The organism is Amycolatopsis sp. CA-230715 (assembly GCF_018736145.1).
In the GTDB taxonomy this organism is placed as follows: Bacteria; Actinomycetota; Actinomycetes; order Mycobacteriales; family Pseudonocardiaceae; genus Amycolatopsis.
On record NZ_CP059997.1, the window covers coordinates 9,877,356 to 9,894,302 of the forward strand.

General features: G+C 64.9%; 22 protein-coding genes. 11 read left to right on the forward strand and 11 right to left on the reverse strand.

Annotated elements, in window-relative coordinates; all coding sequences use genetic code 11:
* Positions 1–855: 855 nt before the first annotated feature.
* The 4 genes from HUW46_RS45695 to HUW46_RS45710 all read right to left on the reverse strand — a co-directional run bounded on the left by HUW46_RS45695 (position 856) and on the right by HUW46_RS45710 (position 4,244).
* Positions 856–1,023: a hypothetical protein gene (locus HUW46_RS45695; RefSeq protein WP_215544859.1), complete on the reverse strand. Its 168-nt coding sequence runs from the start codon at positions 1,021–1,023 to the stop codon at positions 856–858.
* Positions 1,024–1,034: 11 nt separating this feature from the next.
* The gene (locus tag HUW46_RS45700; RefSeq protein ID WP_215544860.1) at positions 1,035–1,877 is read right to left on the reverse strand and encodes a hypothetical protein; all 843 of its coding nucleotides are present in this window, start codon (positions 1,875–1,877) and stop codon (positions 1,035–1,037) included.
* Between the two features lie 82 nt (positions 1,878–1,959).
* Positions 1,960–3,588 (reverse strand): hypothetical protein, encoded by a 1,629-nt coding sequence (locus tag HUW46_RS45705; RefSeq protein WP_215544861.1) that lies wholly within the window; start codon positions 3,586–3,588, stop codon positions 1,960–1,962.
* Positions 3,589–3,923: 335 nt separating this feature from the next.
* Positions 3,924–4,244 carry a hypothetical protein gene (locus HUW46_RS45710; RefSeq protein WP_215544862.1) on the reverse strand — a complete coding sequence of 107 codons (321 nt, stop codon included), beginning with the start codon at positions 4,242–4,244 and terminating at the stop codon, positions 3,924–3,926.
* 180 nt (positions 4,245–4,424) lie between these two features.
* Here HUW46_RS45710 and HUW46_RS45715 point away from each other — a divergent pair, with 180 nt between their 5' ends.
* From HUW46_RS45715 to HUW46_RS45725, 3 genes are all read left to right on the forward strand, one after another.
* Positions 4,425–5,177 carry a hypothetical protein gene (locus HUW46_RS45715; RefSeq protein ID WP_215544863.1) on the forward strand — a complete coding sequence of 251 codons (753 nt, stop codon included), beginning with the start codon at positions 4,425–4,427 and terminating at the stop codon, positions 5,175–5,177.
* Positions 5,170–6,105: a phosphotransferase gene (locus HUW46_RS45720; RefSeq protein ID WP_215544864.1), complete on the forward strand. Its 936-nt coding sequence runs from the start codon at positions 5,170–5,172 to the stop codon at positions 6,103–6,105. Before HUW46_RS45715 ends, HUW46_RS45720 begins: the two co-directional genes overlap by 8 nt.
* A 371-nt stretch (positions 6,106–6,476) precedes the next feature.
* Positions 6,477–6,911 carry a DUF6884 domain-containing protein gene (locus HUW46_RS45725; RefSeq protein ID WP_331477199.1) on the forward strand — a complete coding sequence of 145 codons (435 nt, stop codon included), beginning with the start codon at positions 6,477–6,479 and terminating at the stop codon, positions 6,909–6,911.
* Between the two features lie 570 nt (positions 6,912–7,481).
* On the opposite strand, the gene HUW46_RS45730 is transcribed toward HUW46_RS45725, so the two are convergent.
* Positions 7,482–8,270: a hypothetical protein gene (locus HUW46_RS45730; RefSeq protein ID WP_215544866.1), complete on the reverse strand. Its 789-nt coding sequence runs from the start codon at positions 8,268–8,270 to the stop codon at positions 7,482–7,484.
* On the reverse strand, positions 8,267–8,848 hold the full coding sequence (locus tag HUW46_RS45735; RefSeq protein WP_215544867.1) for a hypothetical protein: 582 nt from the start codon (positions 8,846–8,848) through the stop codon (positions 8,267–8,269). Before HUW46_RS45735 ends, HUW46_RS45730 begins: the two co-directional genes overlap by 4 nt.
* Before the next feature lie 878 nt (positions 8,849–9,726).
* On the opposite strand from HUW46_RS45735, the gene HUW46_RS45740 reads away from it, so the two are divergent.
* From HUW46_RS45740 to HUW46_RS45750, 3 genes are all read left to right on the forward strand, one after another.
* A complete protein-coding gene (locus tag HUW46_RS45740) occupies positions 9,727–9,957 on the forward strand; it encodes a hypothetical protein (RefSeq protein ID WP_215544868.1) in 231 nt (76 codons plus the stop codon).
* A 50-nt stretch (positions 9,958–10,007) separates the two neighbouring features.
* Entirely contained in the window at positions 10,008–10,430 is a 423-nt protein-coding gene (locus HUW46_RS45745; RefSeq protein WP_215544869.1) for a hypothetical protein, read from the forward strand.
* Between the two features lie 171 nt (positions 10,431–10,601).
* Positions 10,602–11,402, forward strand: a complete 801-nt coding sequence (locus HUW46_RS45750; protein ID WP_215544870.1) for a hypothetical protein — start codon at positions 10,602–10,604, stop codon at positions 11,400–11,402.
* A gap of 292 nt (positions 11,403–11,694) precedes the next feature.
* Here the strand turns inward: HUW46_RS45750 and HUW46_RS45755 are convergent, their stop codons facing one another.
* Together HUW46_RS45755 and HUW46_RS45760 are read right to left on the reverse strand one after the other, a co-directional pair.
* The gene (locus HUW46_RS45755; RefSeq protein ID WP_215544871.1) at positions 11,695–12,027 is read right to left on the reverse strand and encodes a hypothetical protein; all 333 of its coding nucleotides are present in this window, start codon (positions 12,025–12,027) and stop codon (positions 11,695–11,697) included.
* A complete protein-coding gene (locus HUW46_RS45760) occupies positions 12,027–12,416 on the reverse strand; it encodes a hypothetical protein (RefSeq protein ID WP_215544872.1) in 390 nt (129 codons plus the stop codon). Before HUW46_RS45760 ends, HUW46_RS45755 begins: the two co-directional genes overlap by 1 nt.
* A gap of 262 nt (positions 12,417–12,678) precedes the next feature.
* Here HUW46_RS45760 and HUW46_RS45765 point away from each other — a divergent pair, with 262 nt between their 5' ends.
* Positions 12,679–12,882 (forward strand): hypothetical protein, encoded by a 204-nt coding sequence (locus HUW46_RS45765; protein ID WP_215544873.1) that lies wholly within the window; start codon positions 12,679–12,681, stop codon positions 12,880–12,882.
* A 336-nt stretch (positions 12,883–13,218) separates the two neighbouring features.
* Here HUW46_RS45765 and HUW46_RS45770 read toward each other — a convergent pair whose 3' ends face one another.
* Together HUW46_RS45770 and HUW46_RS45775 are read right to left on the reverse strand one after the other, a co-directional pair.
* A complete protein-coding gene (locus tag HUW46_RS45770) occupies positions 13,219–13,686 on the reverse strand; it encodes a hypothetical protein (RefSeq protein WP_215544874.1) in 468 nt (155 codons plus the stop codon).
* Positions 13,687–13,696: 10 nt separating this feature from the next.
* Positions 13,697–13,990, reverse strand: coding sequence for a hypothetical protein (locus tag HUW46_RS45775; RefSeq protein ID WP_215544875.1), 294 nt, complete (start codon positions 13,988–13,990; stop codon positions 13,697–13,699).
* 154 nt (positions 13,991–14,144) lie between these two features.
* Here HUW46_RS45775 and HUW46_RS45780 point away from each other — a divergent pair, with 154 nt between their 5' ends.
* Positions 14,145–14,369, forward strand: a complete 225-nt coding sequence (locus tag HUW46_RS45780) for a hypothetical protein (protein ID WP_215544876.1) — start codon at positions 14,145–14,147, stop codon at positions 14,367–14,369.
* A complete protein-coding gene (locus tag HUW46_RS45785) occupies positions 14,359–14,517 on the forward strand; it encodes a hypothetical protein (RefSeq protein ID WP_215544877.1) in 159 nt (52 codons plus the stop codon). Before HUW46_RS45780 ends, HUW46_RS45785 begins: the two co-directional genes overlap by 11 nt.
* Positions 14,518–14,735: 218 nt before the next feature.
* Here HUW46_RS45785 and HUW46_RS45790 read toward each other — a convergent pair whose 3' ends face one another.
* Positions 14,736–15,176, reverse strand: a complete 441-nt coding sequence (locus HUW46_RS45790) for a DUF6283 family protein (RefSeq protein ID WP_331477357.1) — start codon at positions 15,174–15,176, stop codon at positions 14,736–14,738.
* Positions 15,177–15,739: 563 nt separating this feature from the next.
* On the opposite strand from HUW46_RS45790, the gene HUW46_RS49205 reads away from it, so the two are divergent.
* Together HUW46_RS49205 and HUW46_RS45800 are read left to right on the forward strand one after the other, a co-directional pair.
* Positions 15,740–16,183, forward strand: coding sequence for an LppA family lipoprotein (locus tag HUW46_RS49205; protein ID WP_442861015.1), 444 nt, complete (start codon positions 15,740–15,742; stop codon positions 16,181–16,183).
* A gap of 352 nt (positions 16,184–16,535) precedes the next feature.
* The gene (locus tag HUW46_RS45800; RefSeq protein WP_215544880.1) at positions 16,536–16,931 is read left to right on the forward strand and encodes a hypothetical protein; all 396 of its coding nucleotides are present in this window, start codon (positions 16,536–16,538) and stop codon (positions 16,929–16,931) included.
* Positions 16,932–16,947 lie beyond the last annotated feature (16 nt).

Sequence of the window (16,947 nt, forward strand, 5' to 3'; positions counted from 1 at the left end):
TTTCTCTCTGTAGGCGACCTGCTGTTGTCTGAGGCTGGGTAGGTCTTAGATCGACGCAATAGCCCGCACCCACCCTGTCCGACGGCGGCTTGGGTAAGCCGGATACCGTCACCGCGTGCAATCGACGCGTGCGCGTGATGGAAGAGCCGACCGACTGTCGCGGTGGCCAACATCCTCGGCTGTATCCCGTCACACTCTCACGGAGGCATGTTCGCGCTCACACCCAATGCGCAGCGCTCGACAATGGCCTATTCCAGGTCTCGTTCCAGGCGGCGCTGACTCCCGCCATGCATGACTTCAGGCCAGGAAGTTGGTCGTGTTTTTGTCGGGTCTCTGCACGGCCTCCATTCGGTCCGAGCGGAAACTCAAGTCGGCCCCTTCTGATGTCACGGGCCGATCCAGGTCTTCCTAGCGGCCTCGATGAGTCCTGCGATGGACCGCGACGACGCCTCGTCTAGAAGTGGTTGCTGGGCCCGTGCTCCATAGCCCAGCCGCCCTTCACATAGGTCCACGCGCCAGCCGACCCCAACTCCTCGACCTCATCGGTCGTCTCGTCGTCGCCGCCGATCTCCGCCACTGCACGCCCTGGACGAAACCGGGGCTCTGATTCGCCGACGTCCAGGCACTGACCCGGAGTCACAGGCCGAACGCCGCCTCGCCCACCGAGCCGAACATCGGGTGCTCGACGACATCACTATGGAAGCTGAGGCTCATCAGGTCACTGTAAAAAAGCTGGCCGAGGCGATAACCATCACGACCCGTGCGCTCCGCGGTACCCGGCCTACCAGCAGGAAGCGGCTCTCGGCACTGTTCCGAGCCGCCGTGGCATGGTGATCCACCGGGTGCGGCGTACCTTCACCAGTTCAGGCCGTCCATCTCGTCGCGCTCGTCCCTGACTGGGAACATTCGAGGAACCTCGGCCTCTGTCGGCTCTGGGTACATGACCTCGGACACGGCGGCGTCATAGGCATCGTCAAGTCCGACTCCGCTCGTGCCGAGCATGCCTTCCCAATCGAATCCCATGTCCAGGAACCCTATCCGTACTCTGCCAGGATTCGGGCGACGCGGGCATTGAGCTCATCGGCTCGGGCGAAGATCGCGGCCTCTTCCTCGGGGGTGATCCGCTGCGGTTCTCCGGCAGCCTCGCGATCGACCCCGCGGCTCGGCGCGACAGGCGCCACGACCAGGGTCTCCATCGCCGGTATCAGGGCCGAGAGCGACGACGGGTGCATCGAGCCGTACAGGTCGATGTAGCCCCACTGATCGATCGCCGGGAGGAGGTTCGGGTGGTTGGGCCAGTTGAACCAGCCGGGGCTCGGATCGTTTCGTTCGTGCCGGTGGGACGCGTCGGTGGCTTGGTCGCGTCGGTGGCCCAGTTCGCGGACAGCTCGTTGCGACCAGTCGTTGTTCGTGCCGATGACCTCGAGCCACGACCATACGGCGCACGCTGGGCATGATGCCTCATCGTCTGTCCGCCCGATCCGCGGACGCAGGTCTCGCAGTCTGGACGGGGTAAGCCGACGCGCCTGGCCCCGGGTCAACCCCAGGCCTCCGTGGCCCGCCGGCGCAAGCAGGACCGCGGCGAACAGCAGTCTGCGCAGTCGCAGGCGCGTGATCCATTGGATCGCGGGGTCGGCGATACGCACCGAACCACCGCGGACAAGACGCCACAGCGCGGTGTCGTCGTCTCGAAGAGCAGACGGCCATGCCGAGGCCGCGGTGCCGACGGGCATCGGACGCAGCGCATCGAGCACAGTGAGGGACGGCCCTGCCTGCCGTGCGAACAGGTCTAGCGTCGTCTCGTCCCGGCGGTCGACCGGAGTTTCGGTGACCGCGCACCAGTCAAGCCAGAGATCGGGCAGAACGGTGTCTGTCATTCGTCCAGACTGTCACCTGCGCCACACGATGTGCGCGCTCATCGAGTCACAGGTAGCGACTGCGTTCTTCGTGGGTTACGACCTAGTTGGTTTTGGTGTTAGGTAGGTGCGGACCGAGGTAGCCCACGCACAGCACGCCGCTGTGGCCAGTGTCGTCGAGGAAGTGCAGACGCGGTGCGGGAGGTTTGAACTTCTCGAGCGCGATGTGCGCGCCGAAGAACCCGTAGCCGCTCGGGTCGACTTCCTCAGGTACCCGGAATACCCGCGCGCTGCGAAGTCGATCATTGGCGATCACTGCCTCGGATTCGCTCAGCTTGAGTGCGTGCAGGCCAATCAGTGCTCCCGGCTGGCCGCTCCGGATGAACTCCCGCAGAGTCGCAGGTCCTGTCTTCGTTGAGCCGCCGGTATGACGAGCCACGGCGTAGGCGTTGAGCGTGCTGAGCGCGGCCCACGCTTTCCGGCGCCACGCCCCAGCCTTCTCGTCTTCATCGAGTGTCGCCGCGGGAGCGTCCGCTGCGGTGAACACCAGATGCGGAAAAGTGGTCCGGGCGGCGTCGAGGAGGTCAGGGAACGTCGCGAACTCCCGTACTGGCTCGTGTCCGACTATGCCCGTCGAAACACGTGGTGAGACGTCGGCGAGCATGTCGGTGATCTTGCGTAATGCGTCGTCCAGTTCGTCTTCGGTGTCCTCCAGCGCCGCAGCGTACCGGGCCATCATCTCGTGCAACTGGGTATTCTCGGTGGCGAGATCAGCGCCATGGGAGAGTTCGACAACCCGAGCTCGCAGCTCACGCAACTTCTCCGCGTCGGCGGCACAGCGACGCTGCAGCTCGGCATGAGCACGCTGCTCGATGTCCAGACTGCGGCGGGTCGCCGCGAGTTCTCGGCGCAGTCGCTCTGCCTCGCTGGCCTCCAGCTGTGCGTGCGTCGTCTCCGTGACGAAGGGATCCTCGCGTCGCCACCACTCAGTCACAATCGGGTCGTCCCGCCACATCGCGGGCAATTCGGCGGCGCGACGCCACAGCAGAAGAGGCGCCAGCATGGTCTCACGTGGGACATCCTGGAGTTTAATAGCAGTCGTGCGGCTGGCAACGATAGTGTCGGGCTGTCCATCGCACGGCGCGGTGAACAAGCGGTAGCCGGTCGGAAGCTGGTGTGCGAGGGGGATGCGGGCGTTGATGACCTGCCGGAGCCCCTCATCGATCGAGACAACCTGCAGGAGCCCTGACCACCCGCGCACATCACAGACAACGGCAGCCTGGTTGAGGACCAACAAGCTGGCAGACCGCTCCGGCGCCGTGATGCCCTGCGTTAGCAGTGCCGCGATCTGCTCGCGCTGCGCGCGTCCGTCGAGGTGGTTCAGCCGACGGGCGTCGATATTGAGGCCACCGCGGTCGAAGACGTCGGCGAACGCTGTGAGCCCGACACGCTCGGCTGGTGGCTCGAACTGTGGACGCCATGGCCTGGTCGCGGCCGCGGCCAGCAGCCACCGAACCCGCTCCTCCCCCGGGCTGTGCCTCATCACCAGCAGGGCCGCGACCTCAACGCGAAGTTTCGGTTCGGCCCAGACGACCTCGACTTCGAGTCGATGTTCGGGCTCAGTCTCGATGAGCCGTTTCGCCGCCACCTCGTACGGACCACGCGAGCCTTCAACCTGCTGACCAGAGGTGAAAATCTCATGCAGAAGACGCAATGGACGTTCGTCAGTCACGGCGATGTATCCGTCGTGCCAAAGCCGATGCAACGCTGGAGGCCGTGTTGCACTCCGTGTGCTGGCACTAGCCACACTGTGGTCGCTCGTGGTAACGGAGGGTTCGCGAGTCACGGTTCAGGAGTATCCCGCACGCGCGACTCCCATGATGAGGCGCCCGCGATGCTGTGGACGGCGGTCGATGTGCGCAGACGTTGTGCTGGTGGGAGTACAAACGAACGCACCAAGGGTCGGCTCGCGTCTGTGAAGGTGTCCGCCCGCACAGACCGACTTGCTCGTTCACACTCGGATCGATCGCCCCTGACCAGACCGGCCCTGAACACATCCACACCCGGCTACTGGCTGGCGGCTGAGTCGAACTCGGTAATGACGAAGTGACCGGTATCTTCCCGCATACTGATCACACCTCGCTTGCCTTGAGCTCGACACAACGAAATGTATTCGACCAGGGCGACAGTCGCCGCGTCACCAGCCGCGGCTACATTTCCCACCACATGGGTCACTTGGTTGATATCAGTGATGCTCGACGTGGAATCCGTTTCGAGCAACGACAACGTGACTCGCAGGTCGCTTCCGCGCACGTGAGTGTGCACGACCTGGTCGACGCGAACAAAGCCAGACTGAGTTTTCAGCCATAGGTCCACTAGATCAGCCATGGAAACACCCTAGCCCGCGCTGGCGTTCGAGTCCCGCTGATCTGCGGGGTTCTGCTCTCGGTGGCGTCTGGCACTCAGCGCACAGATACCGACGACACACCGGACGGTGCCGTACGCCCACGATGCAGACCACTGCTGCGAAGCTGGACGCCGACAAAAGATCGGTTGAGGAGTTCGGACGTGCAGGACTTGGGCGACATGGCATTGACGCTGTACACGGGCCTCGATGTCGGCAACGACAACGAGCAGTACGCAGCAATGATCGCCGTGGACAGGCGCGGCACGCAGAGGATCACACCGTTTGGCACCAAGGTCGACCTGCTGCTCGAGGTCGCCCTCAAATACGGCTTGACCAGGCTGACTAGCTACCGGACCTTGGACCCATCCAGCATCTCGCTGGTGCCGGGCTGGGCACTGACCGTGGAACCGGCGGGATTCGTGACGATCGACTACGGTCCCGGGCAGCGGCTGATCAACACTCGATTGGAGTGTCCTGATCGCTGGTTGGCGGCCGCGACTGCCCGCAGGGCGGTGAACCTCCTGGTCGTGGGCGGAGCCGGAGCCGCCCCCATAATCCAGACGGGAACCGACGCGCTCGCCGGACTCGATGCTGCCGCCCAGCGCGGGCTTCTGGCTGGCGGCGCGATATCGTTCGCCGGCCGGCCGGGCACCGCGGAAGAGACTTCGGAGGATCAGATGAACTGGCCGGTGCGCGGCCTGACCATCTCCGGGCAAGGCGGCGTGTTCGCGTTGAACATCAGCAGTCCGAACAAGGGGCTCATCAGCTCCTTCCCGCTGCACCCACACGAGGTCACGCCGTTGGCGAAAGCGTTTTGCCGCGCGGCGGCCGACAGCGACGAGCCGCTCAATGTCTCGGAGATCGTCCACGCGGTGACTGGCCGCCGCATGCCCCACCCGGCCGCGGATGATTGACGGACACGCCCGTCCCGGCAACGTAGGCGGCCTGATCGCGCTGCACGTGCCCCAGGTTGTTCCTGACAGGATCGTGATCGTGTCAGGAACAACCTCCAAGACGAGCGACTCAATCGAAGGCGCTTTACGGCGCGCACTCGGGATGCCGGTCCTGCCTGTCAATCTCCCAGCTGATTTCCACAACAGCCACTACGTTGCCACGATGTCCACTGGCCGCAAGGCGTTCGTGAAGGTCTTCGACGACGTGTGCTACTGGCGTCGGACGATCGCCGCTGTCGCACCAGCGCAGGTGCTGCGAACACCCCGCTTGCTCGATCACGGGGAACTCGGCCATGACCGCTGGTGGATCAGCTACGAGTGGGTCGAGATGGAGCCGTTCACCCCGACAGCGGAGAACCTGCGGCAGATCGGAAGGATGCTCGGTCGGCTGCACGCCGGCACCCATGGCGCAACAGAGGGATTCGCTCGGCACGATCTGGACGCCGAGATCACCGAACGCGCTGCCGCGCTAGCCAAGCTCGACGCGGACGCCGCCGATCGGGTCCGGGCGCTGTCTGCGCGGTGGACACCCACCGCGTCGCCCGACGACATCGGGTTGATCCACGGCGATTTCCACTGGCGCAACGTGGGCATGGCCGACGGCGCCCCGGTCCTGTTCGATCTGGAGAACATGCAGGCGGCACAGCCGATCGTGGATTTCGGGAAGCTGGTGGACCTTGACGGCCTAGCCGATGACACCCAGCGGGAAGCGTTCTTCCAGGGCTACGAACGGCACGCCGCTCCGGTATGGCCGTGGCCGGAGGCGATGCGCGTGGTGCGGTTGTGGACCACGGTCGGGGTCCTGGTGTACTCCCTGACCCTCGGCTTCAACAACTTCGCCGCGCACGGGCGCCGACGCCTCGCCGAACTCGAAGCCCTCGACGCCTGACCCATGGGTGCCCCAGGTCGCGTGGCGGTGCCTCGGATGCGATGAGCACGGAACCCGAAGAGGCCGCGCAGAGATCAAACTTGCGAGGAATCAAAACTCGGGGCTTAATACCGTCGATTATGAAACAATGACGAGGTAACCATGTTCGCGAGTGATCCAACTCCAAGTGACAGCAACTGTCGACCTGCCAGGTAAATCGATCTTCCACGACGATAGGCAAACCCGATGAATCGCACACACCTTCACGAGCGCACCAACGTGACCAGCTCCGAACACGAGCCACTCCAGCTCCAGTTCACCACTGGTGCGACTTCAAGTAAACTGGCAGGGGCGGACCGATGACGACCCACTGAACCTCCGCGCTCTTCGTTGTGTCGCGCGGAAAAGCCAAGCTCGACCACCCTGCACCAGCGCGAATGCTCTACAGCAGCCTACATTTCCAGTACACGCTGCGGCAAATCGAGACCGCCGCTTCCGCAGAGAAGGCGCGTGTTCGCATTTTGTCCGCCTTGCACGGCCTCATCGAGGCGGACGCCATGCTGGCCCCGTACGACATGTCGATGGCCAGCGCTGACAGCGTCAACCCTGCCAACCTGGCCACGCAACTGTACGACTTGACAGGAGTCGGACAACACCTCGAGATTCGCGCCTTTCTCCCAAGCGCCTATCTCGAACGGCTACACGCTGCGGCACACCGTGTTCGACAAGAGAAACTGATCGCCACCACCGTGTACAACTTCTATGCCAACACACGCGGCATCGGCCACCAGCGCCACGTACTCGCAGGTCTCAACGCGAGTCGTTGAGCATGCAGTTTTCTGGCGATCACCGCCGAGGTCCCAGTGCGCTCGATATGAGCTCACCCCTGAGAGTGACCACGCAGGCTTGAACAAGCACCGTCAACACGCCAGCGCCGAGTCCATCCGAGTTGAATTATTTAGGAAACATTTCTGAAAAGGGCAGAGCTCTCCGTAAACTATAGCTTCGGGCATGAGAAGAAACTCATCTCGTCGCCAATGTCCTGTCCGTCGCCCACGTCACACATTCCGATACAACGACGATGACACTGTCATCCTCAACGACCTCAAGGAGGAGCTAGCAGACGACCCGACAGTCAGCGCACTCGCTGAACGAGCAGTGCGGCGCCGGGCCCGCAAGCAGACTTCCCCCTCCCCCGGAGAATACGCCTAAAGACCACGCCGGCTCCATCGGTTTCGCCGGTGGAGCCGGTGAACAGTCGATTGCCCCTTGGGATGGACACGCGGCGGCATGCCGGAGTTCCACGTGGGACGCCCCTGGATGCGGCCGAACCGTCTTCCATCTGCGTAAACCCGCCCGTGGCGGCGCGCTCGGAACTGAGTGCTCGGCCGCGTGATCTACCAGGCGAACTCGGCATGGCCGTCGTCCACATCGTCCAACGCCGCACACTGGAGGTCGGCCCGATACACGTTGATCAAGCCCGTCAGGTCAAGGTCTTCGACGACGAGAAGGCGTTCTCGCCGGGGTGTGTTGGTCTTGACTCCGCCGAGGATGCTGGTACATGTCCCGCGCAGCACGGTGTAGATGTCGCGGCTAGCCGAGACGGCGGGCGCCGAGCCGATGAGTTCCACAACGGCCAGCGCGGAGACCACGGCATCGTGCGCTTCGCGGATCGCGGGCGTGAAGGGGTCGGCACGATCGCGTTGGGGAGCGAGGTCGTCCCGAGTGTATGGATCGTCGAACAGCTTGGTCAGGGCCGCTGCCCAGCGTTTGATCGCAAGTGTGTACTCGTGGTAGGCCGTGGCGCGTTGTTGCTGCGAGGTGTGGTCCGGCCCTCCCGGCTGAGCGAGTTCGGAGGTCGACGTCGATCGCTGTTCGGCTTGCCGAAGTCGCTGTTCTTCCAGCAGCAGCCAGCGCGCGTCTGCGAGCGAGAAGGTGGCGATGTCCAGGAGTCTGCGGCGTTTCCGGAATCGGAACGTGTGTCGGTGCGCGGTTTCCATGGAGACCATGGCGTTGACGTACGACCGGTGCGCCTCGACTCGGGCCTCGTCTGCGGTCTTGGGGAGTTCGTTCAGCACCCTGGCGAAGTCGCTTTTGAACCGATCCACAGCGGCGCGGTCCGCACCGAATTTCTGCTCGACCTTCGCCCAGTCGTCCGAGCCGGGGAGGACACCGTTGGTGGTCATGCCGACATCACGGCCTGCTGGTCGAGCGGGAACTCGATATCCGTTGCGGTCTGGCCGTTGATCGTCAACCCCTCGCCGACAATGGACCAGGATGTGTCCACCCCGGCCCGTTCGAGCCGCATGGTCTCGTCCTGGATGTAGTCGAACCGCCGCTGCGCCTGCACGAGTTCCGGCCAGTCGCGTTCCCAGTCGACGGGACCGGGCTCGGTCCAGTCGCGATAGACGCGAGTGGGCCCTTGGTCTGGTGCGGAGGTGACGGTGGTCCATCGGGGCGCCCAGTCGGCGAGGGGACGGAGGTGGTGCTCGGTGTGGTCGGCAGGGGCGGCGGTCCATCGGAGAACGCGGTGCACGATCTCGGGGTAGATGAGCGGATGCTGAGCTCGGTGACCGGCTTCGCAGTCCAGCCAGGACAGTTCCCCGGCGGCGTCGGCGGGTTGTTCGACGGTGAGGGTCCAGCGCTTGTCGGAGCCGCATTCGCGGCACGCGATCGTGGTTCCGTACCACGTCAGACGTCCGGTTATTACGCTCCGCGATCCACCCATGACGCCGACTTTAGCCCATGTGGACTGTGCGGTCACCGGTTTGGACGGTTGACACGGCGGACAAACCCAAAGGCGAGGCGCTCTACCTCCACGGCGGCCGCGGTGAGGGTCGGTCGTGGCGCTAGGGAGCAGCTGGCTGCTCGTGCGGCGACCCCGCGGATCGCGATACGCGCGGGCGTGACGTAACGGGCAGTGCTGGTCGGGCGACCTTGTTCGAGGGCGAAATGTGACCGGGAGCAGGGTATGTACATCATTCGGACGCTACGGACACGGTGGCGCCTGTCGCGCATGTTGCGGGCGTGGCGCCGCGATGCCCGATCCGTTCCGTGGCCAGCTCGGACTGCGTGCGGACGCTGGCGAACCTTGGCGCCAGGTCGTGGTCGAGAACACTGACCGCGAACTCGACGGCGAAGCCGTCCCTGTGAGTCCGTCTTCGCCCGACGGGACCCACGCGGCCTCAAACGGACCCTCGATGCGCCAGGCCATCGCGTCGCCGTCACCCGGTGCCATCGACAGGCGATGGGTGTCCTCTGCGCTGATCAGGTACTCACGGGTGACCGACGAGCCGAGCCAGCACGACACGAGTCAGGCCACGCTCAGAGCCGTCGCGTATAGGTCGTTATACAGGATCCGTGACGTGCTTGATGATCTTTGGGTCAGGCAGGACCGCCGTCGCGTACCTCACCCCGTGTTCAGTGATCACGGGGACATCAATGATGCCGTCGCGACGATGTTTGTGGGCGAGGTGGCACTTCGGGCGTCCGCTGACGATGTACATGTTGTCGGCCGGAGAGCCGGCAGCCACCGAGGCGGGAAACGACCATGGTCAACATATGCATCAGCGCGCGGGCACGCCGAGCACGCCCGGACGAGCCCGCGACACGGCTCACTAGGACAGGTGAGGACGCATCCGAGTGAGCCTGAACAGCAGCAGATGCTGTGGCAACAGCGGCGGCGCACCAGACGGCGAGGACGACCTGGCCGACGCCTTGTCGACGTTAACGCCACTGCAGCGACAAGCGGTGCCGCTTATGGACTTCGACGGCGACAGCCGTCAAACCGCAGCCGACATCATGGGCATCAGCAGGCCCGGCCTGCGAGCCAATCTGCTTGCGACCCACGGGAAGTTCTCATTCGCCCAGTAGACGATCACTATCCCCGGTAACCGCACGACGATGTCCAGGAAGGTTCCCCGATGATTGATCCACAGGCCGGACGGTCGTTCGACATGACCGCGATAGAGCGCGCTCTCGCCGCGACGACCCCCTTCGAGCGTGAGCGCGATCTCGCCCTGGCCGACGGTGTCGCTGTCGGGATCACGGCGATGCGGCTGGCAACGGACTACCTCGCTCACGGGAACCTTGACGCCGCTCACCGCTGGTACACCGTCGCCGCGACACACTGTGCCGACGGTGCCCAAGACTGCCTCACCAACGTCGCCGCCCTACGCGACGCCATGCCGGTAGATCTACCGTCGGACAGCCCGTGCGCCCTCGCCCGCATGGAGTTCAGCGGCCTCGCCGCGGGTGGCCGACGTCGCGGGCAGACCTTCGCTGACGTTCTCGATGACCTCGAGCGCCGAACACGTACCCGTCACGTCCACGACGGCACCGTCTGAAACACACCAGCGGACCAGTCCGGTCTCCGCTTCCGAAGCCGTGCGGGCCTCTGGCCACCGCAGAACGGACGGCGGTCCTTGAATCAACTCCACGCGTCAGCTCGGCCGACGGTACCGCCCCATCGTCGTACCATCCACAATGACCATATCGACGCGCAGTCTGGAGGGTAGATGGGCGAACTTGGATCCATACGGCGATATCCGTACTGGGCTGAACGGCGAATTCAGCAGCTCGCGTCCGACAATGGAATCAGCCTCCGCCGTCGTACGAGCTGGAAGGCGAAGTCGGCCGCCGTGCCGTTCCTGCCTTCGTTCGAATGGGCTCAGGAGGCATGTGCATTGGATCGTTCGCGGGTCGCGGACCGGATCGAGACCGCGATCGGGGCACGTGCGGTCACCGATTTCGTCACCCCGCCGCCCGTCGAGTTCGCGAAGGGCGTCGGCAGGGTCGAGTTCGCCCAGCTCGGTGGGGTGCGCCAACCGCGCGACCAGGTCGTGCTGCACACCACCGTTCATGGTCGCGCCGGTACCCGCGTGGAGGTTTGCCTCTTCGGCAGTCTGGCCAACGCCGCCGACTACGTCGGCGGTGCGGACACCCCACCCGAAGGGTGGACGTCCTCGGCTGCCCGATCGGTTGAGGAACTCATCCGCAGCCGAGGCACGGTCAACAACTCACAATGGGACAAAGAGGCGCTCGCGGTCGAGGCGTTGGTGATCGCGACCGAACAAGGAGTCACCGGCACTTGGGCCGAACACGAACACAGGCCCTGGACCCGCGGGTTCACGCTTGGCCGCGCAGAGGAGTCCGAGTGGCTCGCCGTGATCTACGCCGACGTCGTCCTGGACAAGCACCGGTGGAAATTCGGCGAAGGCGGGATCCCCGCCGACGTCGACCGCATCCTCGTCGGTGCGCCACTGTGGGTCCGATCGCCCAGCCCGCAAGCCATGACCCGCTACCACGCCCGGCGTTGAGGCAGCCGACCGCGCGGCGACGGTCGCTGAGGGGTTCTCGTAGTGGCCACGTTCTACTTCACGTCTGTGTCGTCGCCGATCGGGCCCACTTGTCCGAACGCGGCCCACTCCAATGAGGTCGCCTTGTAGCGTGCCCAGTCGACGAGCTCGCGGATACCCTTGTCGCCGTCGCGCGCTGCCGCGATCTATGAGGCCGATCCCGAACGTGCTCGGGTCCTACGCAGCCTGGCCTGCCTTACTGGCAACTAGCCAGTATTCGCGACCTGCACTATTCCTCCGGTTGCGCTGCAGATCATCCCGGTTCAGTGTCGACGTTGACTCGGGCGGCGCGTTCGACCAGCTGCTGGGCGCGGGAACGGGAGAGGTTCAGCGTGGCGCCGAGCTTGGCATAGGACCGGTCCTCGCCCATGCTTCGGTAGATCTCGTCCGCGGCCAGTGCTTTCAGGTCGGCCACCCGGCTCGCGACAGCCAGGAGCAGGGCGTGTCTGCTGTTCAGGTGGGTAAGCCACCAGGCCGGATCTTCGCCCTCGCGGTCGCCAACCAACTCGGCCAGGACAGCCTGAACTTCGTGTTCCTCAACGCCGTAGCCGTCATCGGGACTGAGGTGGGCGGTGTGGGTGTTCATCAGTGCAGGTCCATTCCCAGGTAGTCCACGACTTCAGCGGGCAGCAGTTCGGCCAGGCGCTGCGACAGGTCCGTTATGTCGCCGAAGTCGGCGGCATTGTCCTCGACCAGGGTGGCCCAGTCGACGTCGAACTCCGCGCACAGCTCGGCGGCCTCCACGTAGGGGATCACGATCTCGATGCACTCGGTGTTCCACAAGCCGGACACCGCGCCGATGCGATGGGACCCGGTGAACGCGTTCTCGCCGTCGACCAGCAACGGCGGCCCCTGCCATCCACGTTCGGCCATGTCGCGCATCAGCGCCGCGAGTTTGCCGCGGTCGACGACGTCGTGAGGTGCGTTGAAGATGCCGGTGGCATGCTCGGCGAGAGCATTCACCCGCTCAGCCACGAACACAGTCTGCATAGAGACCACTATGCAACATGGAACGTCGACTGCATAGCCCCTGCTATGCAGTCGACCTCGGAGTCGTGATCAGGACGGGCCCGCCGTCGCCGAAAGACTTTCCATCACGACGTCCCGTCAGCATTTAGGCATCCACCGCGATTTACTCGGAACCGGCCGATGTTCGGATCCTGGCGGGCGGAGGCGAGCCCGGATCGGGTGAGCGCGGGAGGCCTGGGATGTCGGTGACCTCTGGCATGCTCGCCCCATGACCAGCATCGATATGGATCACGACACCGACGTCGACGACGAGGTGCGGGAGCTGGACCGGGCTACCGCGGGTCTGCTGATCGCGCACATCCACACCGAACGCGACGGCGGGACCTTCGGCGGCATGGACGGCGACAGCCCCGCGAACTGGATCATCGGCCGGATCGGCCACCTGCTCGAACACCCCGAGGACATCGGCTGAACAGCTGCGAGGGACGCGGTGGAGACCAACGGCCGTCCGCTGGCAGGCGACGTCATCACCAAGCTGGGGACGCGGACGTGACCCGGGAGGTAGGGGTCCAGCGAGTGTCACCTGCCAGCGGGTTTTGCTGGATGTGCGGGCGTGCTGCGGTCAGCGGGGAGCGATTGCCCGGTCGCCGTCATCGGGTCCGGCTGCTGTGCCAGCTGCACGATGTGGCGGTGTTCGGCTCACCGGTTCAGGTCACGAAGCGGTCGAATGACTCGCCGCGATAGCTTGCGCTCAACCCCGCATTGCCGCGCAGGGTGAGCGCGAGCTGCGAGGCCGCCGGTGAACGGTCTACGACGAAGTCAGTTTCCACAGACCACAACAGTCGCATTCGTATACGCGGCGTTCTCGACGATGTAGGAGATCCAGTTCTGCGGCTTTTTGCCAAATTTCGAGTAGCGCCTTCGTCGCTAGCGCTTCGGAGGGGTACCCGAGCTTGTGGTCGAGGGGGCAGAAGCGTGCTCTTGGTAGCGGCAGCTTCACGATGCCGTCCTGGTCTTGCACGGTTGCCATTCGGCTAGCGAACGCTCGAAGACGTTGCAGTATTGACCGCAGGTCGTTGACCCCCTGTGCGACCTTCCGCAGCATGAGCGGCTTCGGCTTGCCCTTGATCTGGCGAACTTCAGCATGGCGTGGCCATAGCGTGAGCCAGTACTCGCGGACCTTGCTTCTGGGGATGCGGCGACTGCCGAGCTGGTCATGCAACTCGGCCAGCACGAGGGCGAGCCGAACACCCTGAATGTATTTGACGTGCTGCATCAACACGATGCTATCCGCACCGGACAGCCGCTCCGCTCGCGCCGCCCTCGTTCCGACTCTCTCCGCTAGATCGCGGCGTCTCGGGCGGGTCCACGCCGTCGCTGGTGACAACGGTTAGCCGAATGAGGTGGGGGCGTGGGACGGGGTGGTCGTCCGCCCCGACGTCGTAGTCGTAGTCGGTGCCGAACAGGGTCGCGTCGGGATGGCAGCTCAACCAGTGGCTGGCCAGGGCGAATACTCCAGCAGCGCCGGTGGCCTCCAGCGTGACCATGTACACCTGTTCGGCCGCGATGCGGGTGTCCATGGTGCCGAGCGTGCACCGCGTGGTGCCGCTGTCGCCGGGATGTCCTGGTTTTGACAATGAACTGACCGATGCTGCGGTCGACCGCGGGCGTGCGGGCACAGTGGAGGGCATGGCTGAACTACCGCTCACGAGTTGACTTCGGCTGGAAACCCGCATGCTCCAGCGCGAGGTCGCCCAGCTTCACGAGCAGATGACCCGGCTGCTCGACCGTGTCACTTTGCTGTTGCCGATCGCCGATGATCAGTCCGGCCGGACGCGCGCGCCCGAGGTGGGGCGTCGCCCGATCGGGGACCGGCGATCGGCGCTCATTCGTGACAGCGCTCGACGGAAACCGTTGGCATCAGGACGTTTCGAGGAGGATCACGCCGATGACCAATGATGGTCAGGATCTGCAGCGGACCGCCGACGGCGGCTGGCAGGCCTATGACGCGCTCGCGGGGGCCGAGGACAGCGGCGACCTCGAGGCGATGCTGGCGGAGCGGGGTTGGTCGTCGTTTCTGGACGTGGGGTCGGCCGAGTACACCTGATACGGCATTCGAGTCCTCCCCTGGCGTGGCGCGGGCGGCAACGAGGCAGACACCGCCGTGCACCGGATTACCCTTGCCCGGACCGTATTCCGCACGGGCGGTCCAGGCAAGATCAGACGTATGCGGGTCTGCCCGTCGATGGCAACGTCCAGCTCAGCCGGGACCACGTACCGATCGACATACACAACGCACACACCGACGGCGGACGAAAGCCCTTGTCACGGTGCCGTCTGCGCCCGAACGACGTCGTCCCAGGTCTCATGCAGCGGAGGCCAGTTGTCACCTGCCTTCAGTGCGCTCTCGGGCAGGCGACCGGTGGCGACAGCGAAGCGGATCTCGACGTGGTCGGCGCCGAACCGCGCCAACCAGCCGGCGCAAGCGAGGTCCTCATTGGTGCCCGGTTCCCCCTTATGACAGCCGAACATCGGATCCCCGAGTCCCGGATGCTCGCCGGTCACTGAGTCGCGCACGGTGTTTGCCAGGGCCTTCCATCGCTCAGCGGGAAATTTAGCCGCGGGGTTGTCGCAGTTGTCGGCACGGATCGGACATGGACCGCAGGGGAACGAACGGTGTGGCATGGGAGTTCGGGCAGACTCCGCAATTGCACTACAACGGTCAGCATCAGCCTCGGTGGTCAATTCTCGCTCCAAGCGTCTCATGGTCACGATGGCAGAGGGCCCCTGGCCGCCAGTCGTCAACACTATTCTGTTTTCTGGGATATTGTCTCGCGCCGTCACGATGCCGCGATTCCAAGCCGGGTCAGCGTGGTTCGTGTCGCGCCGGGCGGCCACCTTCACGCAGGCAGGTCAGACGTCGTCGCATGACAGCGCCGGCTGAGAGCGTCGCGGTGTGGTGAGTGGTTTCCCGCTGGTAGCCCCCCGAAGAGCTGGATACGGTCGACCTGACATGTCCAACCATCGTGATTCAGTCTCCGCCAAAGCAGTGAAATCGCGGTCACCGCTGGGCTGCGGGTTGCTCGCCCTCGCAGGTGCCGGTTTCGTCTGCGGTCTTGTCGCGCTCCTAGACGTCGCGATCCGCCCTGTGCTCTGCCACGACGGCGATCCCATCTGCGACACCACGATCCTGAACATCGCGGTGTACTCGCCGTAGGTAACGACTCTGGTCGCGCTGCTGGTGGGTGGTATCGGCGGCCGGAGGGCCGTCCGCCGCAGCCGGTCCGCGCTCTGGATCGTCGCCGCACTTGCTGAAGCGGGTGGCGGAGATGCGGGTGCGCCCGGACTTCGAGACGCTACGGACTCGCTACACCGACATACACCAGCGACTCGCCACAGCCGTGGCCGGAATCAACCCCGGCCTGCACTGGCCGAGCGCCCAACTACGTGCCGAAAATCCCCTATGCGACTACGACGGAACACCTGCACGCGGGTTCCACGGATCCAGCGGTATGGCGGCCATCGGCGAGGGCAGCTACGTCAAGATCACCCCCGAGAAATGGGCCGCCCTGGACCGCGCGGTGCGAACCGTCGCTGCGCCATACGGGTTCGTCGGCGGACCGGACGCAGGGGGCGCCGGATTCCGGCCGCGCCGTGGTGGAGCTGCCCACCGCGGACGGGGCACGTCTCGAGAGGTCGCGCTATCGGACTTCTCCCGGACCATCGACATCCTGTTCGAGATACGCTGCGCTGTCCCCGCGTCCCAGCACTAGGATACGACCCCACTGCTCTGTCGAGATGCCAGCGATCATCGTGGCTCAAGATTCGTGAACCAGGAATTCCGTCGGCCCGGGGCCCTACCGTGGCCACGTGACGTCTGCGGTTAACGAGACAAGGGCACTGGCGGCGTCCCTGCACCGGTACCTGGCGCCATTACGGTTGAGCGGTCTCAGCGCGCCACAGGCGACGAGACTGGTGACAGACCAGACAGTGTGCTGGGCTGGTGAGCAGGGGGGGGGACTGTCGCGCACGAGGTGCGAGGCCGGATCACCCGGCCGTCGAAGAACGGCCCGCTGCGTGCCCGGCTGGATCTGGTCTGCACTCGACAGGCGGAGCTTCCCCGCCGTGGCGATCGAGATCGACCGGTTCGGCAAGGTCTGGTCGCTGCAGAAGCTGCTGGCCGAGGTCGACGCCGGATGCGTGGCGCTATGGGTACGATGGCGGGGACACACACGAATCGAGATACCCGAAACGGACGGGCTGGTCGACATCCACGACACCGCGACCTACCGACCGCCCCCTCCGCCGTCCGACCATCGACCGGTCGCCAGTTCACCGGGCAGCGCCACACATCACCAGGACCTACCTGTGCCTCCATCACCGGACGAGATCGACCGCGCGCGCACCCCTGCAGGGGGCTTCACTCGTGATCAACTTGCCGCCTGGGGTGTGGCATGCCCTCCGCCAAAAGGCTGGAAGAACCAGCTGATCGACCGCTGGCACCAAGCCCAGCAAGATTAGGCCCGGGCCATCTGAC